Source organism: Phaeocystidibacter marisrubri (genome assembly GCF_008933165.1).
GTDB classification, from domain to species: Bacteria; Bacteroidota; Bacteroidia; order Flavobacteriales; family Schleiferiaceae; genus Phaeocystidibacter; species Phaeocystidibacter marisrubri.
On record NZ_WBVQ01000001.1, the window covers coordinates 837,426 to 863,083 of the forward strand.

The 25,658-nt window shown below is 43.9% G+C and carries 20 protein-coding genes and 1 riboswitch; of the genes, 11 read left to right on the forward strand and 9 right to left on the reverse strand.

Annotated elements, in window-relative coordinates:
* Positions 1-282 precede the first annotated feature (282 nt).
* Positions 283-1,593: a cell envelope integrity protein CreD gene (creD, locus tag F8C82_RS03790; protein ID WP_151692135.1), complete on the reverse strand. Its 1,311-nt coding sequence runs from the start codon at positions 1,591-1,593 to the stop codon at positions 283-285.
* A 161-nt stretch (positions 1,594-1,754) separates the two neighbouring features.
* On the opposite strand from creD, the gene kdsB reads away from it, so the two are divergent.
* A complete protein-coding gene (gene kdsB, locus F8C82_RS03795) occupies positions 1,755-2,504 on the forward strand; it encodes a 3-deoxy-manno-octulosonate cytidylyltransferase (RefSeq protein WP_151692137.1) in 750 nt (249 codons plus the stop codon).
* Between the two features lie 74 nt (positions 2,505-2,578).
* Positions 2,579-3,376: a methyltransferase domain-containing protein gene (locus F8C82_RS03800; protein WP_151692139.1), complete on the forward strand. Its 798-nt coding sequence runs from the start codon at positions 2,579-2,581 to the stop codon at positions 3,374-3,376.
* A gap of 3 nt (positions 3,377-3,379) precedes the next feature.
* On the opposite strand, the gene metK is transcribed toward F8C82_RS03800, so the two are convergent.
* The 3 genes from metK to F8C82_RS03815 all read right to left on the reverse strand — a co-directional run bounded on the left by metK (position 3,380) and on the right by F8C82_RS03815 (position 7,622).
* The gene (gene metK, locus F8C82_RS03805; RefSeq protein WP_151692141.1) at positions 3,380-4,630 is read right to left on the reverse strand and encodes a methionine adenosyltransferase; all 1,251 of its coding nucleotides are present in this window, start codon (positions 4,628-4,630) and stop codon (positions 3,380-3,382) included.
* Positions 4,631-4,829: 199 nt separating this feature from the next.
* The gene (locus F8C82_RS03810; protein ID WP_170266143.1) at positions 4,830-5,909 is read right to left on the reverse strand and encodes a YARHG domain-containing protein; all 1,080 of its coding nucleotides are present in this window, start codon (positions 5,907-5,909) and stop codon (positions 4,830-4,832) included.
* Between the two features lie 792 nt (positions 5,910-6,701).
* Positions 6,702-7,622, reverse strand: a complete 921-nt coding sequence (locus tag F8C82_RS03815) for a class I SAM-dependent methyltransferase (RefSeq protein WP_151692145.1) — start codon at positions 7,620-7,622, stop codon at positions 6,702-6,704.
* A gap of 270 nt (positions 7,623-7,892) precedes the next feature.
* A riboswitch (SAM riboswitch) is annotated at positions 7,893-8,006 on the forward strand.
* 217 nt (positions 8,007-8,223) lie between these two features.
* Between F8C82_RS03815 and F8C82_RS03820 the strand changes: the two genes are divergently transcribed.
* Genes F8C82_RS03820 through F8C82_RS03855 form a run of 8 tightly spaced genes read left to right on the forward strand, consistent with a single transcriptional unit; the run spans position 8,224 to position 17,337 of the window.
* On the forward strand, positions 8,224-9,612 hold the full coding sequence (locus F8C82_RS03820) for a homoserine dehydrogenase (protein ID WP_170266144.1): 1,389 nt from the start codon (positions 8,224-8,226) through the stop codon (positions 9,610-9,612).
* On the forward strand, positions 9,613-10,620 hold the full coding sequence (locus F8C82_RS03825; RefSeq protein ID WP_151692149.1) for a homocysteine S-methyltransferase family protein: 1,008 nt from the start codon (positions 9,613-9,615) through the stop codon (positions 10,618-10,620). It abuts the gene before it with no gap.
* Between the two features lie 3 nt (positions 10,621-10,623).
* Entirely contained in the window at positions 10,624-13,266 is a 2,643-nt protein-coding gene (gene metH, locus F8C82_RS03830; protein ID WP_151692152.1) for a methionine synthase, read from the forward strand.
* Between the two features lies 1 nt (position 13,267).
* Positions 13,268-14,230 (forward strand): methylenetetrahydrofolate reductase [NAD(P)H], encoded by a 963-nt coding sequence (gene metF / locus F8C82_RS03835; RefSeq protein ID WP_151692154.1) that lies wholly within the window; start codon positions 13,268-13,270, stop codon positions 14,228-14,230.
* Between the two features lie 52 nt (positions 14,231-14,282).
* Positions 14,283-15,098, forward strand: a complete 816-nt coding sequence (locus F8C82_RS03840; RefSeq protein ID WP_151692156.1) for a DUF3667 domain-containing protein — start codon at positions 14,283-14,285, stop codon at positions 15,096-15,098.
* A 2-nt stretch (positions 15,099-15,100) separates the two neighbouring features.
* Positions 15,101-15,589: an NUDIX domain-containing protein gene (locus F8C82_RS03845; RefSeq protein ID WP_151692158.1), complete on the forward strand. Its 489-nt coding sequence runs from the start codon at positions 15,101-15,103 to the stop codon at positions 15,587-15,589.
* 48 nt (positions 15,590-15,637) lie between these two features.
* Entirely contained in the window at positions 15,638-16,477 is an 840-nt protein-coding gene (locus F8C82_RS03850) for a hypothetical protein (RefSeq protein WP_151692160.1), read from the forward strand.
* Between the two features lie 20 nt (positions 16,478-16,497).
* Positions 16,498-17,337, forward strand: a complete 840-nt coding sequence (locus tag F8C82_RS03855; protein WP_151692162.1) for a hypothetical protein — start codon at positions 16,498-16,500, stop codon at positions 17,335-17,337.
* Here F8C82_RS03855 and F8C82_RS03860 read toward each other — a convergent pair.
* The 3 genes from F8C82_RS03860 to F8C82_RS03865 all read right to left on the reverse strand — a co-directional run bounded on the left by F8C82_RS03860 (position 17,330) and on the right by F8C82_RS03865 (position 20,349).
* Positions 17,330-17,986 (reverse strand): alpha/beta hydrolase, encoded by a 657-nt coding sequence (locus F8C82_RS03860; RefSeq protein ID WP_151692163.1) that lies wholly within the window; start codon positions 17,984-17,986, stop codon positions 17,330-17,332. The two genes, F8C82_RS03855 and F8C82_RS03860, sit on opposite strands and share 8 nt — an antisense overlap.
* Positions 17,987-18,060: 74 nt before the next feature.
* Positions 18,061-18,255 (reverse strand): hypothetical protein, encoded by a 195-nt coding sequence (locus tag F8C82_RS14710; RefSeq protein WP_170266145.1) that lies wholly within the window; start codon positions 18,253-18,255, stop codon positions 18,061-18,063.
* 6 nt (positions 18,256-18,261) lie between these two features.
* Positions 18,262-20,349 (reverse strand): T9SS type A sorting domain-containing protein, encoded by a 2,088-nt coding sequence (locus F8C82_RS03865; protein WP_170266146.1) that lies wholly within the window; start codon positions 20,347-20,349, stop codon positions 18,262-18,264.
* 163 nt (positions 20,350-20,512) lie between these two features.
* Here F8C82_RS03865 and F8C82_RS03870 point away from each other — a divergent pair, with 163 nt between their 5' ends.
* A complete protein-coding gene (locus F8C82_RS03870; RefSeq protein WP_151692167.1) occupies positions 20,513-23,035 on the forward strand; it encodes a T9SS type A sorting domain-containing protein in 2,523 nt (840 codons plus the stop codon).
* Positions 23,036-23,108: 73 nt separating this feature from the next.
* Here F8C82_RS03870 and F8C82_RS03875 read toward each other — a convergent pair whose 3' ends face one another.
* Complete coding sequence (locus F8C82_RS03875) at positions 23,109-23,639, reverse strand: hypothetical protein (protein WP_151692169.1); 531 nt, start codon at positions 23,637-23,639, stop codon at positions 23,109-23,111.
* 378 nt (positions 23,640-24,017) lie between these two features.
* Positions 24,018-25,634, reverse strand: coding sequence for an acyl-CoA carboxylase subunit beta (locus tag F8C82_RS03880; RefSeq protein ID WP_151692171.1), 1,617 nt, complete (start codon positions 25,632-25,634; stop codon positions 24,018-24,020).
* Positions 25,635-25,658 lie beyond the last annotated feature (24 nt).

Here is a 25,658-nt window from a genome sequence, read left to right on the forward strand (position 1 = left end):
ATCAACTCAAGATGGCGATAGAAGCGGGGTAATTTAAATGATGAACGACTTCCCGTAATCCCCATACAAGCAGAGGTGTTGGTACATTCCTTTTCTGTAATCGCAATATCAGCCGTTTTGACATGATAGGTGATAATGGAGTCGCAGTCATGTGCGCCAGGGGGTGGTATCTCTATAGGCTCCCAGTTCTGTTACGGTCATGGCAATGCATGTGAGTGTATACAACAGAAGGTCGCCCTAGGGACGACCTTCATTGATACTTTTAAAAGGAAAGAAGATAAACTAGCTCTCTTCCGTTTCATTCGATTCTTGTAATTGACGTGTGAAATACATCAATACAGCGAGCGCAACGAATAGAATGATAGAGCCTGCGATGAGGGCTAGATCTTCAAGTTGCATCACGATAAAAATGAATCCATAAGTGATTACTAGCGTACCTGCGAGTGCACTTACCGGACCTCTCTTCTTATAGATTCCTTTAGCATACCACGAAATCAGGGCGGTAGTCATTAAGGCAGCAATCGCATAAGCCAATGTGAATCCAATTTGCTCCGCAAAGGAAACAAGGAGGAGGTAGAAGACGACGAGGCCAATGCCCACCATGATATATTGCACACTGTGAACGCGCAGTTTTACAACCAACTGAATCAGCAAGAATACCACAAAAGTGAGTGAGATGATGAGAATCCCATACTTGGCAGCACGAAAACTCATTGCATAGTGGTCTACGGGCTGCATAAATTCAACTCCAAAGTTGCTACTGAGTAGTGAATAATCCTTGTTCAGAAAGACTTGAGGATATTCACGGTTGATTTCAAGAACTCTCCATTTACCGGATGAGCCTTCAGAACTGATTTGAGGTTCTTCGGAAGTCACGAAAGCTCCTTCATAATGCGGATGAGGCCAGTCTGATACGATGGTAGCTTGTGTTGTGGATCCTAATGGCAGTAGGTGTAGTCTGCTAGTTCCATTTAACTCTATGCTTCCAGAAAAGCGAATGGGTTTATTCAGACTATCAATAACGATAGGGGAAGAGAGATTGATTCCGGGAAGGACACTTGTAGAGCGCACGGAACTCAGTTTGTACGTCTTGTTGTCAATGGTCAGTTTTGCATTTGAAGCCAGACCTTTCACATCCGAAATGTGAAGAATTACGCGCGCATTGGCGTAGTCATATTCATATTGCGAAGGAAGTTTATTCTCGATGTCTTCCACCTCGATTGAACCTGTGAACTCAATGGTTGATCGATAAACTGGGACCTCGTAAATCCCTCTTTTCTTGGTTTCGGTAGAGACATTTACATTGTAATTTAATTCGAGAGGAAGTACTTGCAAGTTTCCATTTTGTCGATTGGATCCTGGTAAATGAGCAGGAATAACCAGCATTGGACCCGCAAACGTTTGTGAATCTCCCCATTTGTAGCTTACCTCATTAATGGCAGAGGCAGAACGATCTTCTCGTTCAGAAATGATGCCTTTGACCAATTCAAGGGGAATGAGGAGGATGAGAGTGAGTACGGCCACTAGTGCGACCCGATAGGTAAGTGATTCGCGCATCCAGTTGAGAAGCGACTTCATGTTTGAAGATGACATAGGCTTGTTGTTGAAATTGCCAATCAAACGCTACCATGTTCGGATAACTTGTGCAAAGAGAGTACCTTTAACCTACTTTTATACACCTCTCGTCTAGAGGGAGGACTACCTTCAACTGAATGTCGCATCTGCGACGAACAATTCGCTGAAACGCCTTCACTATGAAAACTCTTGGCATCATCCCAGCTCGCTATGACTCCACACGTTTCCCTGGAAAACCCCTTGTTGATTTGGAGGGTAAAACCATGATTCGAAGAGTTTATGAACGGGCATCGCAAGGAGTAGATGTGGCCGTTGTTGCTACTGATGATGCGAGAATTGAAAGTGAAGTAAAGCGTTTTGGAGGTAATGTTGTGATGACAGCTAAGCATCATTCTACAGGAACTAATCGCTGTTTAGAGGCTTTTGATATTTGGACGGAGAAGTCAGGTGATACGTATGATATCATAGTCAATGTTCAAGGAGACGAACCACTTTTGGATCCGGCAAGTCTTCGTACCATCATCCAACCTTTTACCGATATGGAATGCGAGATGGCCACGTTGGTCACCCATGTCACGAATGCCGCCGATTTGGAAAGTTCAAACAATGTGTTTGTCACCTTAGATCAGAATGGAAAGGCCCTTTATTTTAGTCGTCATCCCATTCCATTTGTTCGTGGCTATGATCGTTCTGAATGGTTGAAACGCGCTGATTTTTATCGTCATATAGGTCTGTATGCTTTTCGTCCTTGTGCCCTTCGCTCCTTTGCATCGATGGCCATGGGCGAATTGGAAAAAGCAGAGTCTTTGGAACAGTTGCGCTGGTTAGAAAGTGGCAGAGCTCTGTACTGTGGAATTGTGAATGAAATTTCCGTAAGTGTAGACACTCCCGAGGATGCAGATGCCGTGAGAGCTTTGCTCAATTTGTAGCGACTTGTTCGTCAGAACAATTGGTTCTATCTTACAGAAAGTAAAGATAGAATCCTTGTGACAAATTGTTTGCTATGACGACTTCCACGGATACGTTTGAAAATCTCAAAGCGGGAGATCAACACTACAAAGCGTATGTTGGTCCTCCTTTGAAATATGACCTCGTAGGTGCGATGCAATTCAAGTTGCTCACTTCCCTTGGACTGAGAGATTCGCACAAACTTTTGGATATTGGTTGTGGTTCGCTTCGAGCGGGTAAGCTCTTCATTCCCTATCTGAGAAAGGGGAATTATTACGGCATAGAACCCAATTCTTGGTTGGTGGAAGAGGGAATCGCAAATGAGTTGGGTAAGGAGTTGATTCGCATCAAAAAGCCACTGTTCAATTCTTCGGATTCTTTCGAAATGAGTTCCTTTCGAACCACTTTCGATTTCATGATTGCTCAATCTATTTTTTCGCATACCTCAGTTTCTCAAATCAAACAGTGTTTTGCAGAAGCGTCAAGAGCATTGCATTTCTCTGGGATTTTTGCTGCCACTTTTGTTTTGGGAGATGAAAATTACGAAGGAGATGAATGGGTGTATCCAGGCTGCGTAACCTTCACAGAGAAGTACATTCGTGAGTTAGCAAGAGAATTTGGCTTTGGAGCGATTAAAACCGATTGGTATCATCCCAATGGACAAACCTGGTTTGTAATTTTTCACGAAGGGAATAGAGCTGGTGTGGAGGATGTAGTTCGCAAGCTACACACAGCAAATAAGTTGACGAAAGAAAAAATGCCAATACCTCAAGTGAAGCATTGGCATTATTCCTGGTACGGCAGAATCTACCGCAAAATTATTTGGCTATCATGGGCCAAGTGGAGGGCTTAGGGATTACAATCCGAAAGCTTTGACGATATCGTCTACTCGATCCTCTTTTTCCCAAGTAAAGAGTTCAACTTCAACTTCCTTCACTTCAGGACCTCCGCCATCTGGGCGTTCAAAGCGCTTGGTAACAACTTGAGGTTTTCTTCCCATGTGTCCATAAGCTGCAGTTTCGCTGTAGATCGGATTTCTGAGTTTGAGATTCTTCTCAATCAATCCCGGACGTAGGTCGAAGAGCTCTTGAACCTTCTTAGCGATTTCGCCATCGGTCATGTTCACTTTAGCCGTTCCATACGTATCCACAAACACTCCGGTAGGTTCTACAACACCAATGGCGTAAGACACCTGCACAAGCATTTGATCGGCAACTCCAGCAGCCACCATGTTCTTGGCGATGTGACGTGCGGCGTACGCTGCAGAGCGGTCTACTTTACTCGGATCCTTACCTGAGAATGCGCCTCCACCGTGGGCACCTTTACCGCCGTAAGTATCAACAATAATCTTACGACCAGTAAGACCTGCATCACCATGTGGACCTCCAATTACGAAGTTTCCAGTAGGGTTGATGTGGTAGGTGATATCGTCGTTGAATAGGGCCTGAATATATTCTGGCAACTGAGCTTTTACTCGAGGAATCAACGTGTTGATAATAGACTGTTTGATTTCCTCTTGCGAAACGTCCTCATCGTGCTGTGTACTTACTACAATGGTCACGATGCGTTGCGGTTGATGATCGTCGCTGTACTCCAAAGTAACTTGCGCTTTTGCATCAGGACGCAACCATTTAATGTCCGTCATTTCCCTGCGAATCGCTGCAAGTTCACGAAGCAAACGGTGACTCAAATCAAGAGCCAAAGGCATGTAATTTTCGGTTTCGTTGGTTGCGTAGCCGAACATCATGCCTTGATCACCAGCGCCTTGTTCTTCCAAAGCACCTCTGTCTACACCTTGGTTGATGTCGGATGACTGCTCGTGAAGTGAAGACAAAACTCCACAACTATTGGCTTCAAACATGTATGCGCTCTTGGTGTATCCAATATTGGAAATCACCTCGCGTACTACTTTTTGAACGTCGATGTACGTTTCACTTTTAATTTCTCCAGCAAGAACCACTTGACCTGTAGTAACAAGCGTTTCACAAGCTACTTTGGAATGGGGGTCGAATGCTAAGAAATTATCGAGGATGGCATCGCTAATTTGGTCAGCGATTTTATCTGGGTGCCCTTCAGAAACGGACTCGGAAGTGAAGAGATAACTCATATTCTCCGGTGCATTTTTTGCGATTAATTGAAATCGTGGGGAAGTTGACCGAGAAGATGCCGAGGTAGTGCAGATGCACTGCTTTAGCATTTTTTAAAGTGGTTGCAATCAGTCAAATCTTTCCACGTATGTGGACAAATGTAGCGCATGAGTTTGAGCGGTGCAAGGAGGGAAGAATCTTTAGTCTTGTGTTAGGACTTTACCGTTCCTCCATCTCTTGAACTTCTGCAATGAACTCACGTTCCCAAGTAGTAAGTTGAATATCATCCATCTTCAAATTTGGATTCGGGATATACCATCCAAATTGTGAGAAATATTCTTGTAAGTCCGGACTTGAAAAGACGTATCCGTGCTGAGCGTAAATCGTGTTTCTCTTGATTCGGAGCTCAGATTTAGAGTAGGAGGAAGGGTCTCCGAAAAGAGATGTGGTAATGACTTCCCCCGATTGGATTTTTTCAGCGTAAACTGGATAAGAAATGAAGGAATTTCTATTGATGATTCCGAAATGGATATTCTTGGTGGGGTTGAAATCGTGAACTGAAATCTTCAAGAATCCCGATAGAATTCGTACCATTTTAGAAGTGTCTGGTGGGTCATAACCAAACTTTTCATCCGTGACTATTCCAGTCCCAATGATGGACCAATCGGCGTTTTCTCCAAAAATATCGTTGACATAAAAGAACTGATTATCACCTAAGTCGAAGTTCATCTCTAGCTTTCGAATTTTTCCACCTGCCCATTTGCTCCCTGTGGTAAGAATATAATCGTACATCTCTTCCATATATACTGATGAACTCGCGCGAAATGAGTAGCTGTGATTGATCTTATTGACCCCAGGAGCAAACGTAATCTCAAACAGGTAAACGTAAACACCTGAATACAAATCACTTGATTTAATATCTGAAACCCTTTGAAGTACACAATCCTCACATTCTGCAATCATCAATCGGTAGGGAAGAACAGCCCCTTGAGACATGATGGTAAAATTCTGAATCGGATTGTATTCCTGAATGTTAAACTGCACATCTCCCGAAGGAAATGGCGCTTGAAAACCAACGAGAAGAGTTTTGGGACTTTCATCGAGATTGATAAAAGTGAATTCAATATTTACATGAGCCAGGTCCTCATCAACCTTAAAAGTAAGGATCTCTTTATCTAGGGTAATACGAGATTCCTGAATGGGATAGATGACACCACCACTGCTCCAATAAACTCCATCATTGGCGATGGCCATGAAAGGAAATACTAGAAGAAATAGCAGAGGGAAGAAGTATTTCATGAGGCGAGAAGTGTTGAGTGAGCGATGTGGCATGAGAAAATTGAAAATTGTAGGAAGGGTGTTTAAGCCATTCGTGGTATGTTCGGAGTGTTAGTGGAGAATGTAATCTTGAGCATTACCCTTAGTTACATCCTTAATCTGAGACTGGGGTTGGGCAATTCCCCAAGGGGCCAGCCCGCTGACCCCACTTTCAAATTAAACAAAATATAGTTGAAAGACGGATTCTCAACAGTCTAAATGAAGAAGTGGATAACTAGCCGTATTTAAACGTTTATCGTACAAGTACAATGCAGCGCTTTTGTACCTTGATGCTGGGGCAGCGGGAGCTGGCCCCGGGCAGGAGCACCCAACTAACTTCATTTCCATTACCGCCCATAATTCTCATTCTAAACCTTTCATCTTTATCCTAAGCCTTTCATCCTTAAGTTTTTAATCTCTTCCTTTCTCCTCCACCTTGCGCTTTACATTTACAACGTTGCTTCCCACTTTGTCTAGCTCTTCATTTCCCTTTTTAATTTTCGTCTAAGTCTTGTTCCCCAACGTTCATGAACATTTACGCTCCAATCTCTAGTGTTCCAATTCACAAACACTAACTAAGCTTCCATTCGCATGTAGTGACTCCTTACATTGTGCATTATCAGCGCATTTGCAACGGAGCCGAGGATTCAATTCCGGAAGGATAAAAGTTTATCAAGTCGAAATGAATCACGTGAACGATAAGCCAGAGAATACTTGAAGTGCAAGTGAAGTCTAGTAGAATGAAGAGAGTACATGGTCAGCCGCTCAATTATTCTAGGGCTTGACAAAGACGAATTTGTAGTACTTCATTACGTTGTTATACAGGAGGTAAGTTCCCGTCATTCCCGATGCAAACTGTTTGATATAGACCAAAGGGATAATTCGCAGTTTGATCAAAGTTTTTAGAAGCAATGGGTATTTCAAGGCAGATTTAGAGCCGCGATCAAAGGTCTTGACATTGGGCAGAATGTTCGGAGTAAGATCCACTTCACTTTCCAACTTCAGTGAGGTAGAATGAACGATGTTTCTCGCTTCAACCAAGCTTTGGTATTCATAGAGGGCAAACCCCCATGTATTGATTTTATAGGCTTCGAGGAATCTTTTATTGGTTAGATCTGCATCATCTGCTATGTAGCCGTCAAAGATGACAATCCGACCATTACTGTTGAGCATTCGAGAAGCCTTTTCAAGCACAGCTGTTAGATCGAGAGAGTGACACAGTGTTTCTACTGCAAAAATCAAATCGTATTTCTCGGAGTCAACTTCTAGCTGATCAAAGTCGGCACAACGGAAGTTTACATTGGACAAATCTTTGGAGCTCTTCTTCGCAAACTTGATACTTTGAGGAGTTAAATCAATCCCACTGAAATGTACATCTGGAAGAGATTGTGCGAGATGAGTGGTATTGAAGCCCATTCCACATCCTAACTCCAACACCTTGGAATAGCCGTGTTTTTCTATCTCAAGACGAACCGTTTCCGCTTGGTACTTGAGCTTATTGGCATGTGAATCTTTTTCAAATTCTATGGGAAGGTGCATGGCTCCCGCTGGAGAATGAAACTTCTTATAGAGGAAAGCACTTTTGTGGTAATACTCGGCAACGGAACGTGGTGAGTTCAAGTTCTCAAAGATGGTACGCTTATCTACAATCTTATAAAGGTTGTTGATATGCTGATCTATGTTGTCGTTCGTCATGCGATTTGAAAGATTCTTTCCACGAAGGAATGACCCTGAAGGTGGAGTGATATTGAGGCTGTAAATATTGAATTTTTTATGCAATCATGGGATGAAAAGGCCTCATTTACGAACGAGGAAGTCGAAAGAATAGATAAAGTAGACTTTTGTTGACATCAATAGAAGACATTCAGTAGATTGTTAATCAGCACTTTAGTAAATACTTCGTCTGAGATTTGGATTTTTCAGTTCTTTATCCTCTATCTTTGCGACATCGTTCTACGACATATTGGCTTATCTAGAAAGGTGGAGGGACATGGCCCTACGAAACCTTAGCAACCTGGCCGCACGGCATAAGGTGCTAATTCCTGTTTCCGCAACAAATATGCGGGAAGAAGATGAGTGAGTGGAGACTTCATTGCACATGCAAATTCGTGAATATCTCTTCTGACTTAATCAGGAGATGACAAGCCGTACCGTTGATTTTCATCAACTCGTGCGGCTTTTGATATTTCCTGTACACCAAAGTTGACTTTGCATTTCTGATAAGCTATGCGTCTTTGAAAAATTTAAAAGAGACAGAAATGCGACTAGAATCACAATGGATTCAACCAACCCAAGGATGTCAGCAGAAGGGCTTGATGAATACGCCCAGCGATCTGAAATCCACATTCAAACAGAGGGATCTCAGAAAGAGCTCAGGCTTGTGGGCGATCCACTGGGAGGGAGGGAATTACAGCAATGTTCCCGTGAAATCACTTTTACAAACGATCTCAAAGAAAGAAGAATGTCGAACAGAAGCTTAAAACTTGGAATCTTTGGTTTCGGCTGCGTGGGCAGCGGACTTTACGAAACGCTGCAAGCCTCAAAATTTAAAAGAGCCGAAGTAGTTCGTATTTGTATTCTCGATCCTTCTAAGCCAAGAACTGCGCCGCGCGATCTCTTCACCACTGTTCCTGAAGAGTTGCTGGACAACGAGGATATTGATGTGATTGTAGAGCTGATAGATGATGCCGAAGCTGCGTATGAAATCGTGACCAGAGCCCTGCGCTCTGGGAAAGATGTGGTTTCAGCAAATAAGAAGTTGGTGGCAGAACATCTCGAAGAGCTTATCCAAATTCAGAGAGAGACTGGAAGGTCGTTTTTGTATGAAGCAGCTTGTGCGGCCTCTATTCCCATCATTCGAAATTTGGAAGAGTACTACGATAATGATTTGGTTCAGAAAGTAGAGGGAATCTTAAATGGATCTACCAACTACATTTTGTCAGCCCTTCAGAATGGTGGAGATTTTGATTCGGTTTTGAATGAGGCGCAAGAGGCAGGTTATGCAGAATCCGATCCTACGCTGGATGTGGATGGATGGGATGCGAAGTTTAAATTGACACTCCTTATCGCGCATTCATTCGGGTTGGTTGTTCCTCCTTCTAGTGTTCCACACCATGGAATCCGCTACATAACACCTCGCTTACAACGCATTGCAAGAGAGAGAAATCAGCGGATTAAACTGATTGCTCGATGTTGGAAGGAAGACGATAGAGTTCGTGCTTATGTGCTTCCAAGCTTTGTAGATTCAGATGAAGAGCTTTTCGCAGTAAACGATGCCTTGAACGGTGTTGTGGTGGAAGGAGCGTTTTCAGAGCGACAGTATTTTAGAGGAAAAGGAGCTGGCAGTTTACCAACGGGTGCAGCAGTGTTGAGCGATATTTCAGCTCTTACCTATGACTACCGGTATGCCTACAAAAAACTAAACAGTGATTTAGAGTTTGAAAATGATTTTCCGGTTTGTGTTCATTTGAATGGAAATCAATCTGGACCTCTTCCTATCTATGCTTTTGAAGAGGTATTCGGTACATTTAGATCGGTAAAGGAATCTTATGTAGAAGGGCGAATTGGAATTCGCAACCTGTTGGAATTACTAGAGACAGGCCTTTGGTCGGCAGCCCTTCTTTCGGAACAGACTTTACAAAGCCTCGAGCAAGATCAGAGTTCAATTTTAGCAGTATCTCATTAAATGAATAGATCAGACCAGCTTTACGATATCGCTCGTAAGCGCATTCTTGTGCTTGATGGAGCCATGGGGACGATGATTCAACGTCACAAACTCTCTGAAGAAGATTTTCGCGGTAACCAGTTTGCGGATTGGAACCAGCCGCTTCAAGGGAACAATGACCTGTTGTCTATAACTCAGCCCGATATCATTCGTGACATCCATCGTGCTTATTTTGAAGCGGGAGCTGATCTCGTAGAGACCAATACCTTCAATTCCAATCGAATTTCACAGGCCGATTATGGTCTGGAAGAAGAAGTGCGAAACATCAATATCGCATCTGCTAAACTTGCTCGTGAAGTGGCAGACGAATTATCGACACCAGAACGACCACTTTTTGTTGTGGGATCTATAGGTCCCACAAACCGCACTGCATCTTTATCTCCAGACGTAAATAATCCGGGCTTCAGGGCGATAACTTTTGATGAACTGGTGGAGAATTATACTGAACAAGTGGATGCCTTGCTTGAAGGAGGTGTCGATTTGTTGATGGTGGAAACCGTATTCGATACCTTGAATGCGAAGGCTGCCCTTTTCGCCATTCAAGATGTTTTCGCTGAGAGAGGAGTTGAAGTTCCCATCATGGTATCTGGCACCATTACAGATGCTTCAGGAAGAACGCTGAGTGGTCAAACGGCGGAAGCTTTCTTGATTAGTTTAGAGCATATTCCTCTTTTCTCCATTGGCTTGAACTGTGCCCTGGGAGCTGAACAATTGCGTCCCTATGTGCAAACGTTATCCGAGAAAGCAGAATTTTTGGTGAGCGCTCACCCCAACGCTGGTTTACCAAATGCCTTTGGTGAATACGATGAAACCCCTGAGAAGATGGGAGCCCAAATTGTTGAATTTTTGGAGAGAGGAGCGGTCAATATTATTGGAGGATGTTGTGGAACTACACCAGAGCACATTTCTGAAATCGCACGTTTAGCCGCGAAGTATGAACCGCGTTCTGTCGTTAAATCGCACGTTTAGTCTATGGCTTATTTACGCTTATCTGGATTAGATCCTCTCATTGTTACTGATGATTCAAACTTCATCAATATAGGAGAGAGAACCAATGTAACAGGTTCTCGAAAGTTCCTGCGCTTGATTAAAGACAATTTGTTTGATGAAGCGATTGAAGTGGCACGTGATCAAGTGGAAGGCGGAGCCCAAATTCTGGATGTGAACATGGATGAAGGGATGATTGATGGCGTTGAAGCCATGACAACCTTCTTGAATTTGATTGCGGCAGAACCAGATATTTCGCGAATTCCCATCATGGTTGATTCTTCAAAATGGGAAATCATTGTTGCGGGATTGAAGTGTATACAAGGCAAGGCCATTGTCAATTCCATCAGTCTAAAAGGTGGGGTTGATGAATTTATTGCTCAAGCTACTTTCATTCGCAGGATGGGAGCCGCTGTGATCGTGATGGCCTTTGATGAAAAGGGTCAGGCAGATACTTACAACCGACGAATTGAAATTTGTGAACGCGCCTATCGCATTTTAGTCGATGAGGTAGGGTTCCCACCAGAGGATATCATCTTTGATCCGAATATTTTTCCAGTGGCAACAGGGATGGAAGAGCACAGACGAAATGCGCTTGACTTCTTTGAGGCAACCCGTTGGATCAAAGAGAATCTGCCATTTGCAAAGGTGAGTGGTGGAGTGTCGAACGTGAGTTTTTCTTTCCGTGGAAACGATACTGTGCGAGAAGCGATTCATGCAGCCTTCTTATATCATGGCATTCAGTATGGCATGGACATGGGGATTGTGAATCCTTCTCAATTGATTGTTTACGAAGAGATTCAACCAGAACTCAAAAAGAGTATTGAAGATGTCCTTTTTGATGCAGATGAGAACGCCGCCGAGCGACTCTTAGAATTGGCTCAGTCAATTTCGGGTTCTCGCAAAGAGAAGGTTAGAGATCTATCTTGGCGGGAAGTGCCGGTTGCAAAGCGAATTGAGCACGCATTGGTGAATGGTATTTCTGAATTTATTGAGGAGGATGCGAAATTGGCCTTGGAAGAATTGGGCTCTCCACTTTCTGTGATCGAAGGACCGTTGATGGACGGTATGAACGTAGTAGGGGATCTGTTTGGTTCTGGAAAGATGTTTCTGCCTCAAGTGGTGAAAAGTGCACGTGTGATGAAGCGCGCTGTTGCTTGGTTGGAGCCTTTCCTCTTGGAGTCGCAGCGCCTCAATCCAAACGAGCGTCAAAATCGTCCAAAGATTTTACTGGCAACGGTGAAAGGAGACGTGCACGACATCGGAAAGAATATCGTAAGTGTGGTGCTGCAATGCAATGGTTTCGAAATCGTGGACTTAGGGGTGATGGTTCCCCCAGAGAAAATCCTAACCACGGCTGTAGAAGAGAAAGTAGACATCATTGGTTTGAGCGGTTTGATTACACCGTCTTTGGATGAAATGGTATTCTTAGCCAAGGAAATGGAAGCTCGTAACTTGTCGTTGCCTCTATTGATTGGTGGAGCAACTACATCTAGAGCGCACACAGCCGTTAAAATTGCTCCGGCCTATTCAGGGCCCGTTATCCACGTAAATGATGCCTCTCGTTCGGTGCCCACCGCACAAAAATTATTGAGTGAAGATTCGAATACTTACCACGGCGCAATTAAAGAGGAGTATTTGAAACTGGCTGAACAATATGCGAAGCGAAAAGAACAGAAGCCCTTGCTTTCACTGGAGAAATCAAGAGCTCGAGCCTTCCGCCTTAATCCAGAAGGCAAGGCCAGTAAACCTCGACAATTAGGGGTGTATTCGCTCACCACCGATGTGCGAACCTTGCGAACCTATATCGATTGGACTCCATTTTTTCAAACATGGGATTTGCATGGGAAATTCCCTCGAATTCTTGAAGATCAGGTAGTAGGAGAGCAAGCCAAAGCACTATACCAAGATGCGGTTCGCATGCTCGATCAAATGGAGCGAGAACGTTGGGCTAAACCAAAGGGAGTGTATGGAATTTTTCCAGCTCATAGAGAAGGGGATGACATTGTATTCGCCCATAAGGATGAGCAGAAGCGCTTCATCACCTTGCGTCAGCAGAACGATAAAGCGGGAGATACACCCTTGTATGCCCTTGCTGATTTTATCGATACAAGTGAAGATTACGTGGGTGGGTTTGCCGTAACAGCAGGAGGAGAGTTAGCAGAGCGTGCAGATGAACTAGAACGCAAAGGTGATGATTACAACAGTATATTAATCAAAGCTTTAGCGGATAGATTAGCAGAGGCTTTTGCCGAGTATCTGCATCAGCAAGTTCGCGTTAATTATTGGGGATATGCTTCTGAGGAAGAGCTCAATAATGCTCAACTTATTGCCGAAGAATACAAGGGAATTCGCCCCGCGCCAGGTTACCCAGCATGTCCAGATCACCTGGAGAAAGACACGCTGTTTGAAGTTTTGAATGCAACTGAGCACACTGGGGTGATTCTCACCGAGCAAAAAGCGATGTATCCAGCGGCTTCTGTGTGTGGCTACTACTTTGGTCACCGCGATGCGAAGTACTTCGGGTTGGGAAAAATCAATAAAGATCAAGTTGAAAACTATGCTCAACGCAAAGGTATTTCCGTAGAAATTGCGGAAAGATGGTTGGGCCCGAATTTATACTACTAAGATGCGTGTAGATCAACATATTAAAGATGCAGAAGCGAGGAATGAAACACTGTTTACCTTTGAAATCTTACCTCCTCTAAAGGGGCAAACTATTCATGATATCTATTCTAATATTGATCCTTTAATGGAGTTTAAACCTCCATTTATCAATGTTACCTATCACAGAGAACAAGTTGTTTACAAGCGTTTGCCCAACGGTTTATTGGAGCAGAAAGTAGTGAGAAAACGACCGGGGACTGTTGGGATTTGTGCCGCTTTGATGAATAGATACCAGGTGGATCCCGTTCCGCATTTGCTCTGTGGAGGTTTTGACAAAGAAGACACGGAAAACGCGCTCATCGATTTACACTTCTTAGGGGTAGAGAACGTCTTGGCCCTTCGAGGCGACGGGATGCAAGACCAAGTTTATTTTGTTCCTGAAACCGATGGTCACGCTTATGCTTCTGAATTGGTTGAACAGATCGTCAATATGAATCAAGGAATTTATCTAGACGATGAGCTCATCAACAATTCTGCAACCAACTTCAGTATTGGTGTAGCGGGTTATCCGGAGAAACACTTTGAGGCGCCAAGCCTGAATGTGGATGTTTCCAACCTGAAGCGAAAGGTGGATGCCGGTGCGAATTACATCGTTACCCAACTGTTCTTTGACAATTCAAAGTATTTTGAGTTTGTGGACAAGTGCAGAGCAGCAGGCATCACTATTCCCATCATTCCGGGGTTAAAACCCATTGCCACTAAGAAACAATTGAGCATGTTGCCGCATAGGTTTCACGTTGATTTGCCAGATGAACTTGCACTAGAAGTAATGAAGGCTAACGACAATGCTGCCGTTCGTCAAATTGGAGTTGAATGGGCCATTAAGCAAGCTGGCGAGCTGAAAGCCGCAGGAATTCCGGTCATCCACTTTTATTCCATGGGTAAGAGCGACAACATCTACAATATCGCGAAAGAGTTATTCTGAGTATTGAAGTGAGGAGGGTAAAGTGCTATCTTGAACCATCCATCCTCAACCTATGAAAGACGACACTACTCAACCCCGTGTTTGCATCAATTGTAGCCATGATTTATCAGACAACATGGCCGACCTATATTGCCCTCATTGTGGACAATATCAAGTACATAAACGGCTGACTATTCGCGTCATTTTACTGGAAATGCTTTCGGTATTGACGAATGTAGAGCGCGGATTATGGCGGACGATAGAGGACCTCACACTCCGACCAAGCGCAGTGGTTAAGGGGTATTGGTCGGGAATGACGCGAACGTATTTCAATCCTTTTCGCTACGCATTTTTAATGGCAACTTTTAGCGCTTTGCTTACTCTATCAACTGGAGTGTACGACAAGCAAATGGGAGAGATGCAGTCGGAGGGAATTGTTTCTGGAGATCTTGCAGATCAACCGTCTGATGAGGCTGCTTTTCAAGCGGAGATCAATCAAAAGATACAAACCTTCATCAGGAAGTACCTTTCGTTTTTCACCTTGATGATGATACCATTTGGCGCCTTTTGCCTCTGGTTGTTATTGAAGGGCAAAGGGATCTATCTAGGCGAACATATGGTAACATCAGCCTACTACTTTGGTCACACTTCTTTGCTGGGCATACCGCTCATAGTACTGTCGTATTATGATGTACTTCACGCTCTAGGCCAAATGACAATCTCTATGGTGATCAACTTAGTTTACGGAGCCATCCTCATTAAAAAGGTCAATGATATTTCTTGGGGTAGAACGATTCTCACTGTTCCCGTACTCACTATTTTGTTGTTGGTTATCTTGACGCTCATGTCGGTGAGCATCGGCTTTTTCATTGCAATTCTCTTACGATAATTATGGATGTAGCGGTAGACTTAATTGCATTTGCTTGGGATGAATCGGAGTGGAAGATTCTCTTGATTGAAAGAAAATATCCACCTTTTGAAGGGAAGTGGGCTTTGCCCGGCGGTTTCGTGGAAAAGGATGAAGATTTACCCGATGCGGCCCGTAGAGAATTGTTGGAAGAAACAGGCGTTCAACTGCAAAGCCTTGCACAAATTGGTACGTTTGGTAAGCCCGATCGAGACCCCAGAAAGCGTGTCATCTCGGTGGCCTATTGCGCTATTCTTCACGAATTGTTTGACACACAAGCAGGGGATGATGCCGCAAAAGCGATTTGGTTTCCATTGGATGCCTTGCCGGAATTGGCTTTTGATCACGATGCAATTGTTCGGATGGCGCTCCATAAGATGCAGGATATGTACACATTGTCCAAGTATTTGCCGGCAAGTGGACCATTGTCGAGCGAGGCCATCTTTGGTTTTAAAGGAATCGTTTTGAAATAATTATTTCAGAGTTCCTATATTGGTTTCACCAAACCAAAGAAATAAACCATGAAAAAGTCAACATTAACGATGTTGGGTTTCTTCACGGCCTATTGTGCCGTGGGGCAAATTGACGAAAATCGTACCCGCTCCTACGTAGATCATCCTGTACTTTACATTATGCCGTATGGAGGCTATATGATGAGCTTCGCGAATTCTACTGACCCGTTGTGGCAGAACAATCAACTCGGTGAACCTTTCAATGCTCCAGATTGGGACCCCTATACCGATGGATATGAGTTGAACGAGCAGCCAACGGTTCAAAATGTTGAGTCATCACCCGTTTTTGGTGTTGAAGTTGGGCTACGTTTCGATCGACTTGATCAAGATGAAACAAGCACGTATTTATCCGTAGGGTTTGAATACCAAAGAAGAAGTTATACAGGGTATCAACAATACGATAATGGTTCCGTTGTTGGCGAAAATTACCTCCGTGGTACTGAGTGTAAGACCACTGTAAGACTCAATCTAAACCAAACCATGGACGCCATAGGATTTCACATGGGGCTGTGGTATAGATTCAGCGATCTCGGGGATAGAACGGTGCATTTTAGATCGTATAAAGATGGAAATCTCGAGTATCAAGAGCGCGTATATCCATACACTGTAACATCTACAAGTCCAGCTTATTCGTATTCAGTTAATGATGAATGGTTTACCTCACGATCTGGGGTTGGATTTTCCTTGGGAGTACTGTTTCAACCTGTGGAGTATGCCCGAGTTTTTACCCGTTACGAATACAGCCATATCCCAACCACTATGTTTTCAGGTGGTTGGTTTGAATTCGGAAGAAATGGATTGGACACCCATACTTTAACAATAGGGGTTGGGGTGCCTATTGTCTTGTAATTCTTAAAGAATTGAGAACTATGAATTACATCCGAATATTGATCATGATGGTGCTTGGGTTTGTTGGAGTTTTGGATATATCCGCCCAAACTCAGAACTACGAAGAACTCCGTAAGGTACCACCTGTGAAGTCTCTCTACATTCTACCTTATGGTGGTTTTGCCACTCATTTTGTGTTTAGTAATGACAATGAAGTTTCGCCTAGCAGCGGCTCTACTCCCACTAATGTACCCGATTGGTCTGAACAAGTTGATAATGAGAATCTCCTTAATCAACCCTCTAATCAGAAGGTTAGTCCGGGGGGAATGCTTGGATTGGAAATAGGTCAGGTTTGGGAGTACGACGACAGTGCCACCTTTGGTCGATTTTACATTGGGATAGCTTATGAGTATCAATCTCGAGCTTATTCAGCCGTGCAGCAGTACAACAACGGTTCGGTAGTAGGTCAATACTCTTTAGAGGGAAAAGAAGTGAAATCGATTGTAAGACTTCAAATGAGTTCAGCATTCCGGAAAGTTGGAATAAACTTTGGGATATGGTACCGACTTAGTGACGTGTCGGATAGGACTTACACCTTTAATTCGTACCGCAACGGCAACTTGGAATATTCTCAAGTTTTGCATCCAACACCAATGACAGAAGGTAGCGATAGATGGCGTGACAGTAGAGGCGGAATGGGTTTCTCTATTGGAGTAAACTATGAACCTTGGAAGTATTTAAGGTTGTTTGGTCGCTTCGAATACAGTGTCATCCCAACAAATACTAGAGAGAATTTTTCCTTTGAACCTGTATTTCCAGACGCTGGAATAGCAACTTATTCTCTTCATCTAGGTGTAGGTGTTCCCATAGTTTTCAACTAATTCGTTGAAGAATGACCTCAGAGATCACTTTAGCGTGTGTTAGAATTATTAGGTGACCACCATTTAGCTCTAAATCGACCGACATGCCTTTTCGAATGGGCAGCACGTGATCTACTGTCCCATGTATGTGAAAATATTGGGAAGGTTGATCCGAGTTTCTCCATTCCAAGAGCTCTTTTACTGCCCAACGATTGAAGCTCACTGAACTGGATGTTACAATGGTGATCAACCATCTTTTTAAAGCGGGAGTGGAAGCTCCAAATGCCTTTATAAGAAGTGGGGTTGGGGTGATGTATAGAATGGGAGGAATAAGGGCATAGAGTTTTAGTCGCCCCGCGATACGCATGTATCTGGGGAGATGGGAACTTTTTACAACTGAAGAAATCAAGATGATCTCTGCGTCTACAAGGTGCTTGGCTACTTCAATAGCGAAGATTCCTCCAAAGGATAAGCCCATGAGAATTGGCGAGTCTTCACGAATGGTCTTGGCCACTTCAAGGGCGAATTCCTCCATACGGACATGCGGCATTTTCGCAGGCCAGGGGTGATAAATGATGGAATGTGGAGCCAGTTGAAGTTTATCGAAAGCGGTCTCATCCGCTCCAAGGCCACTAAATGCGTGGATGTTTCTCGATTCTATTCTCATCATGACATAAAAAAAGACAGATGACTTACACAGTGCATCTGTCTTACTTCTTGTATAAATTCAATTTCGCCCGACCTTTATCTCACAGCCACTCTTGATTTTTTCAAACTCAAATACCCAGCATAGCCAAGGGCCGAAATCTGAGACAGCAAGCCGATTGTCATGATTAAATTGGCTCCAGCAAGATTTAAAATACGGACGCAAGCACCCAAAATAAATTCAATGGTTCCTGTTAGGACAAGTACGAGTAGAATTCTATGTGAGCGCTTCATTCCTTTTTAGTTTTTGATGATTCTTTCGGTGTAGATAGATTCGTCACCTTGGAGTATGTTCAAAATGTAAACACCAGATGCCACTGGTGCCAAATCAAACTCAAGGTAATGTTTTCCAGTTGAAATTGCCTGTTCTGTCACTACCCAAACCTGTTTTCCAGTCATATCCGATAATTGTACAACAACCTCACCGGCATTTTGTGCATTAAATACTACACCTATAAACCCGGTGGTTGGATTTGGATAGGTCATGGTGTTGTTTGGAATGTTGAATGGAACCACATAATCCAACGTCGTTTCACAACCTCTTGCATCACTTACCATCAATTGAATGGTATCCATGCCACAAGAAGTGTAGGTGTTATTGCCAGCCACACCATTCCACCAATAGGAATAGGGTTGAACCCCTCCACTGACTTGTGCATCCAAATATTGATTGCATTTCTGAGGAGAGGAGGTATGAACCAGATTCACCGATAGTTTAGAGGAGTCGGGGGATGTAAGTTGAGCGAAAAATGCCGAGTTACTATTGTCGGATGTACCATAAAAACCAGCTACATAAACATTTCCGGGGTGGGCGAAATCATGTTGAATTCCGAAGTAATCGCCCCAACGATCGCCGCCCGCAAGTCGCTTCACTACGCCTTCGCCTTCTTTGATTCTCAAAACGTCGGAATATTGACCATCATTGGAGTAGTACACAGCACTTACTCCAGCAAAGTCGGTTGCAGAGGTGTGGTTAAAGCCGATAATAACTTCGTGGTCGCATTCTTCATTACCTGACCATGCGATATTTGGGTAGCCAAAATCGAGTTGAGGATCGGAAATGAGCTGAGCTGTAATGGATGGTTGTCCAGCTGGATCTACAATGGTACCGTGATAAATGGAGGATCTTCCCGTCGTGAAGTTTCTCGTATTGGATACAAATTGAATGGAACCATCACTCATTTGAATGGCTCCTAAAACACGGCCATCATTCGTTTGTAACCCGTCCGTTGGATCATTGGGGTCGGTGTCTTGTTGTTGACCATTCGGTGGAACACCGTAGTTAATGTCCGACTTTGCAACATCGATGGACAAGTCTTCTGTACCTGTTATATCGGAACGAACCGAAAGGATAAAGATGCTGTCGTTCTGCATGTCAAAATTTCGATTGGACAAGAAGAAGGCGGTATCAATGTCACCATTGTATCCTTTTACAGGGTGGAGGTTTCGGATGTATTTAGTGCCGAATTTGATATCGTGATAAAGACGGTTCGGCATGACTGTATCTCCATTAAAACCTGCTTGCTTATCCAATTGCCAAATAATGCTGCCATCAAAACCAACCTGCCAAGAAACATTGGGAATAATCAAGTTACCCGTTATGAAGAGATGATCTTCTGTCATGCTGATCGCAGGGAAATCGGTCCATCGGTTATTGTTCAATGGATTACCTGGCAGAATATACGTGTACCAAGGATCGTTCGGGTCATTCGTAGATGAGAAGCAAACGGCAATCTTGCTGGTTGCCGCAGTATTGTTTTTAAGGAAGACCAGTACGAAGCGATCAGCTTCTTCATCGTACATCAATTTCGGATCAAATCCTCTATCGTTGCCCGCATCGGGACCAACTGCGTCTAATCCAATAAATGAATTGACAATATGTACAGTATCATTCTTTGTGTCATAGGCCCAAAGCATGGAGTTTACAGCTGCAAGCATAATTCCATCCTTGCTAAAAGCTAGGGTATTGTCATTCGGAATGCCTCCGTAAAGTGGACCTGTAGTTCCAATAGTTGTAAATACACGGTACATCTTTGATGTCCATTCAATTCCTGGGGTAGGAACATTTTTGAATTGTTCAACTGGAGTTGTTTCTGCTGCAGGATAGGCTTCCGCAGCAGCTCTCTTTACCTCGTTGAGTTGTGCTCGCCAACTCATGGCATCTGGCGCTTCTAAGGAATATATATTGGCATTAAAGCCAGGCTCCACTTCTCGCGGGACAAAGTCGTTTTGTCTCGATATTGAAAAAGTGGAGGATTCAACATGAACCTGTCCAAACGCAGGAATTGCAAGGAGTCCAGATAAAAGGACAGCGTAATATTTCTTCATAGTTTGTGCGAGCCTAAACATCAAATATAACCAATGGTTTCGGACGATAGAGCAGATTTCCGTTTCAATGGTAAGTATATCGAGACAGAAATGAAAGAAGGTGATTTCATTTTGTGGGAATATCCTTGCTTATGAATACCTTTAGTTCAAACTACAACCCTCCGTGAAATACGCCTTACTTCTTGCAGCACTTATCGCGACTACCTCTTCATTTGCACAGTCCGATTCCATTTCTGAAGCTGTTCCTTTTTCGACGAATTCTACACATCTTACAGCGTGGAATGGTTCGGAATACGTTCCCATTTTTATCAAAGGAGTGAACTTGGGGGTGAGTGTGCCGGGTACTTTTCCAGGTGAGCTGGCCGCAACTTCAAGAGATTACAAGAACTGGTTTGAGCAAATTCACGAGGCAGGTTTCAACTGCATCCGTTTATACACGCTTCATTATCCAAGATTTTACGATGAACTAAAGAGTTATAATGAGGCACATCCTCAAACGCCCCTCTACTTTTTTCAAGGCGTTTGGCTCGAAGAGGAAGTTCCGAATTACAATCACGACCTGTTTTTTCTGACCAACTATTTCCATCGTGAAATGGAAGAGAACGTTGGAGCCGTTCACGGAGATATTCAAATCGGACAACGATTTGGAAAGGCCTATGGTAGCTATACTTCGGATGTTTCCGATTGGTGTGTAGGTTACTTGATGGGCAGAGAGATTTACCCGGAAGAAGTGTGGAATGCCAATGCTTCTCATCCTACCTTCACTCAGTACAATGGTGCATATTTATCGATCGCAGGAGCGGATCCAGCCGAAGCATGGTTGGTTGCGCAAATGGATTCACTCATTCAACATGAATGGAACGAGTACGAAACCATGCGTCCAGTGAGTATGAGTAGCTGGCCTACTTTGGATCCTCTTCCGCACCCTGTGGAAACTCATCGAGAGGAAGATTCTGCCCAAGTGGATCTCTCTAAGGTTGATATTAGTAAGGCTCCCGCGGGATTATTCGTGAGTTATCACGCTTATCCCTACTATCCAGATTTCATCAGCGCTACTCCGCAGTACCGTTCTTTTTCGGATCAATACGGGATGAATTCGTACTTGGGATATCTGACTGATTTAAAGAATCACTATCCGAATTTGCCACTCATCATTGCAGAATTTGGCGTTCCATCAAGTTGGGGTGTAGCGCATTATTCAGCCAGTGGCATGAATCATGGCGGACATACCGAAGAGGAGCAAGGTGTGCTTGGAGCTCGGATGCTACACAATATTGAAACGGCTCAATGTGGTGGCGGAATTTACTTTGCTTGGATTGATGAATGGTTTAAGAGCACGTGGATTACAGATCCCATTGAAGTAAACTCATCTACCCGTGTGTTGTGGCCCAATTTTGCTGCGGCAGAGCAGAACTTTGGATTGATGGGGTATGAAGATACTGTGGCGACTTGGACTTCTTGGATGACCCCCTGTGTAGGTTGTAATATCGAGGAAGTATACACAAAACCTACCGTTGGACTCTTTGAACTCTACCTCGAAACGGGCAAGCCCTTTGGTCCGGATGATACGCTACTCATCGCATTTGATACCTATGGTGATACAGAAGGGGAAATTCTCCAACCCAATGGAGATTCTCTGGATATTCGAGCTGAGTTCTTGTTGGAGATTACGAGTGGAACTGCGCATTTACAGGTTATGCGAGCGTATGACCTCTTTGGGATCTGGCATGGCATTCGAGAACCAGATCAACTGTATCACAGTGTACCTTCAGCCACTGGAGACTGGCGAATGGTTCGATGGAAGAACAACAGCTCCGTACAAGATGTCCAATACATTGGAAATTTGAACGTGGCAAAAGGATTTTCAAAGGTGACCAGCACAGATGCGGTGATCATCGATACCAATTCTATTCACATCCGTCTTCCCTGGATTTTACTGCAATTCTCAGATCCGAGTCACCGAGTAGTTTTCTCGGATGATGTCAATACCGCCGTTCGTGAATATGACACGACAGCGGGCGTTCGACTCCAATTTATCTGGGGGAATCAATCGGAAACGGAAGCAAACAGAGTAGGGTGGACCAATTGGAATGTAGTGAATCAAGTAACCCAAAGCGAGAAGACGAGTTATGCTATCATGCGTTCTGAGTTGCCTGATCTTCCTGATTTTACCCTTGCCCGAAAGGATGCCTATACTGGAATCACAGGTTCTAGCTACTACGATGATGTAGAGGGGGTATTGGCCAATGACGAGCAGTGGAGTCACGGCGAGATGCAAGCCGTTTTAGTAGATGCTCCCACCAAAGGATTCCTTCAGTTAAATTCCGATGGAAGTTTTTCGTACCTCCCTTCTGATGTGTGGGATGGCACAGATGAATTTTCCTATAAAGTGATCTCTTTAGGAGATGAGAGTGCGGTGGCTCATGTAACGCTTAGTGGCGATTCTGACCTCGAAACGGTACTACTAACCGTGAGTCCAAATCCTGTTAGCGATGTACTGTCTATTCAGTCAAGCCTTGACATCACTTCTGTAGAACTGTTCAGTGTGGGGGGAAACTCTGTATTGAACAACTCCGTGAATGCATCCAATTACTCCATTGACGTAAAAGGTCTAGCGGCAGGAACATATGTCCTCCGTATTGCTATGGGAGAAGATTACTTGTACAGGAAGATTACAGTGTTGTAGGAGCTTTATTGGCGGCACATAGCTCTATTTACCATGTGATTCGACTGTATCCAGAACCTTTAACTTACAACTCCTAATTCTCCTCACTCACATCTGGAGAAAGTATGTTCACGAGTTTCTCATGGAGATACCAGAGCGCTACACCAACAATAATGTTATAGGTAGAATATGAAGAAAGAAGCGTCTGAAGTAAGGTGGTGCGTTTTGTTTCTGGACTAACAAGAGACGGGTCCAAGTTCACATAGTTTCCAAACTGTGTCAATGAGCCGATTAATCCGTTGACAATGAAATAAGTAGCTAGAATGATGATGGATGCTCTTAACAGAGAGCGAGCGTCCAGGCTACCCAAATTGATTTCCTTGGCATCAAATCCTTTGTCGAGTTTTAGGAAACCAACAATTTGATGGGCCTTAAAAAGGAAGAGATAAATAACCAACACTTGAACGGCTATTATAATAATCAAGGCCATGCTTCCATAACCCATAAGACCAAAGCCACTTCCAACCAAAATCGATGGAATTCCCATTAGCATGGTAACGAGTCCTGTCAACTGATAAAGTCCAACGAGCTTAAAGACGAGAGCGAAGAAGTCTCTAAAATTCATAATACGAGAAAGTTTGGAGCGAATTTATATAAACCACACCATACGTTCTCGTTCGCACAGAAGATTAGTGTTTACAGTGATTTGTCTGCAGTTTGCTTCGAGTCAAGAACTGAATGAGCCATAATAAGTCCTTTACTTCCGCGTGAATCTACTCACAGGGTTATTTCCTGCTTACATCTCACTTATGGTAGTCTACAACCTATTCGCATTGCAAATTCCAAGTGAAAGAATTACCGGGGGAGGATGTGAATCAAGCGGACATGCTCTCGGCCAAACTCCGACAACCTCAATACAGTGAAGGTTCGGTTGACAAACAGAGATCTGAGCTTTCGTCAGTAAACGAAAGCCCACCGATTCCATAACTCTCAAGAAGCCTCACTACGCCTGAATAATACCAGGATTGTATTCTTTCTCTATTGGAGATTGGTTAGCTGCTTCAATTCCCATGGAAATCCACTTTCGGGTATCCAAAGGGTCAATAATAGCATCCACCCAAATTCGTGAAGCGGCATAATACGGCGACATTTGCTCGTCGTATCTCTTCTTGATTTTATCGAGAAGTGCTTGTTCTTGTTCTGGAGTCAATTCTTCATTAGCCGAAGCTTTCTCGATGGAGAGCATCACTTTAGAAGCTTGATCGCCACCCATTACTGCAAGTTTGGCGTTGGGCCAAGCTACAATGAGACGAGGATCGTATGCCTTGCCGTTCATCGCGTAGTTACCTGCACCAAAGCTGTTTCCAATAATTACGGTGAATTTCGGTACCACAGAGTTCGAAACGGTATTCACCATCTTCGCTCCGTCCTTAATAATTCCCCCGTGTTCTGAGCGGCTACCCACCATAAAGCCAGTAACATCTTGCAGGAACACCAATGGTATTTTCTTTTGGTTACAGTTGGCTACAAAGCGAGAAGCTTTATCGGCAGAGTCGCTGTAGATTACACCACCAAACTGCATTTCTCCTTTTTTGCTCTTTATGATTTCTCGGTTGTTGGCCACAATTCCAACTGCCCAACCATCCATTCGTGCATAGCCCGTAATGATAGTTTTACCGTAACCCGCTTTGTATTCTTCCCATGAGTCGGCGTCAATTAAGCGGTGAATGACTTGCATGGATTTGTAGGGCTTGCCATCGCGAGGAATGAGTCCGTAAATTTCTTTCTCATCAAATTCTGGCGCTTTCGATTCAATGCGGTTGAATCCGGCGTTTTTAGGAGCACCCATCTTGTCCATGATATTGCGAATGGACTTCAATGCCTCTTTGTCATTGGGCATCTTATAATCGGTCACTCCACTAATCTCACAATGGGTGGTGGCACCGCCCAAGGTTTCATTGTCGATGTTTTCCCCAATCGCCGCCTTAACGAGGTAGCTACCTGCTAGGAAGATTGATCCTGTTTTGTCCACAATCATGGCTTCATCACTCATGATAGGGAGGTAGGCACCGCCAGCCACACATGATCCCATGATGGCAGAAATCTGTGTGATTCCCATGGAGCTCATCACAGCGTTGTTGCGGAAAATTCGACCAAAGTTTTCTTTGTCCGGGAAAATTTCATCCTGCATTGGGAGAAATACACCAGCGCTATCAACCAAGTATACAATTGGAATGCGATTCTCCATGGCAATTTCTTGAGCGCGCAAGTTCTTCTTACCCGTGATTGGGAACCATGCACCCGCTTTTACAGTAGCGTCGTTGGCAACTACGATGGTCAATCTTCCTTTAATATATCCCATCACCACTACTACGCCGCCACTTGGACAACCGCCGTATTCCGCATACATGCCTTCACCAGCAAATGCACCAATCTCAATTTGTGGCTTGCCACTGTCAAGTAGGGTAGAGATGCGTTCGCGGGCTGTGAGTTTCCCTTGAGCATGTTGTTTGGCAATACGTTTTTCACCACCTCCGAGAGCTACTTTTTTGAGGCGTTGTTTCATTTCTGAAACGAGCAACTTTAGCGCATCTTCGTTTTTGTTGAATTCGATATCCATGGGGAATTTGACTTTTGGGGTTTG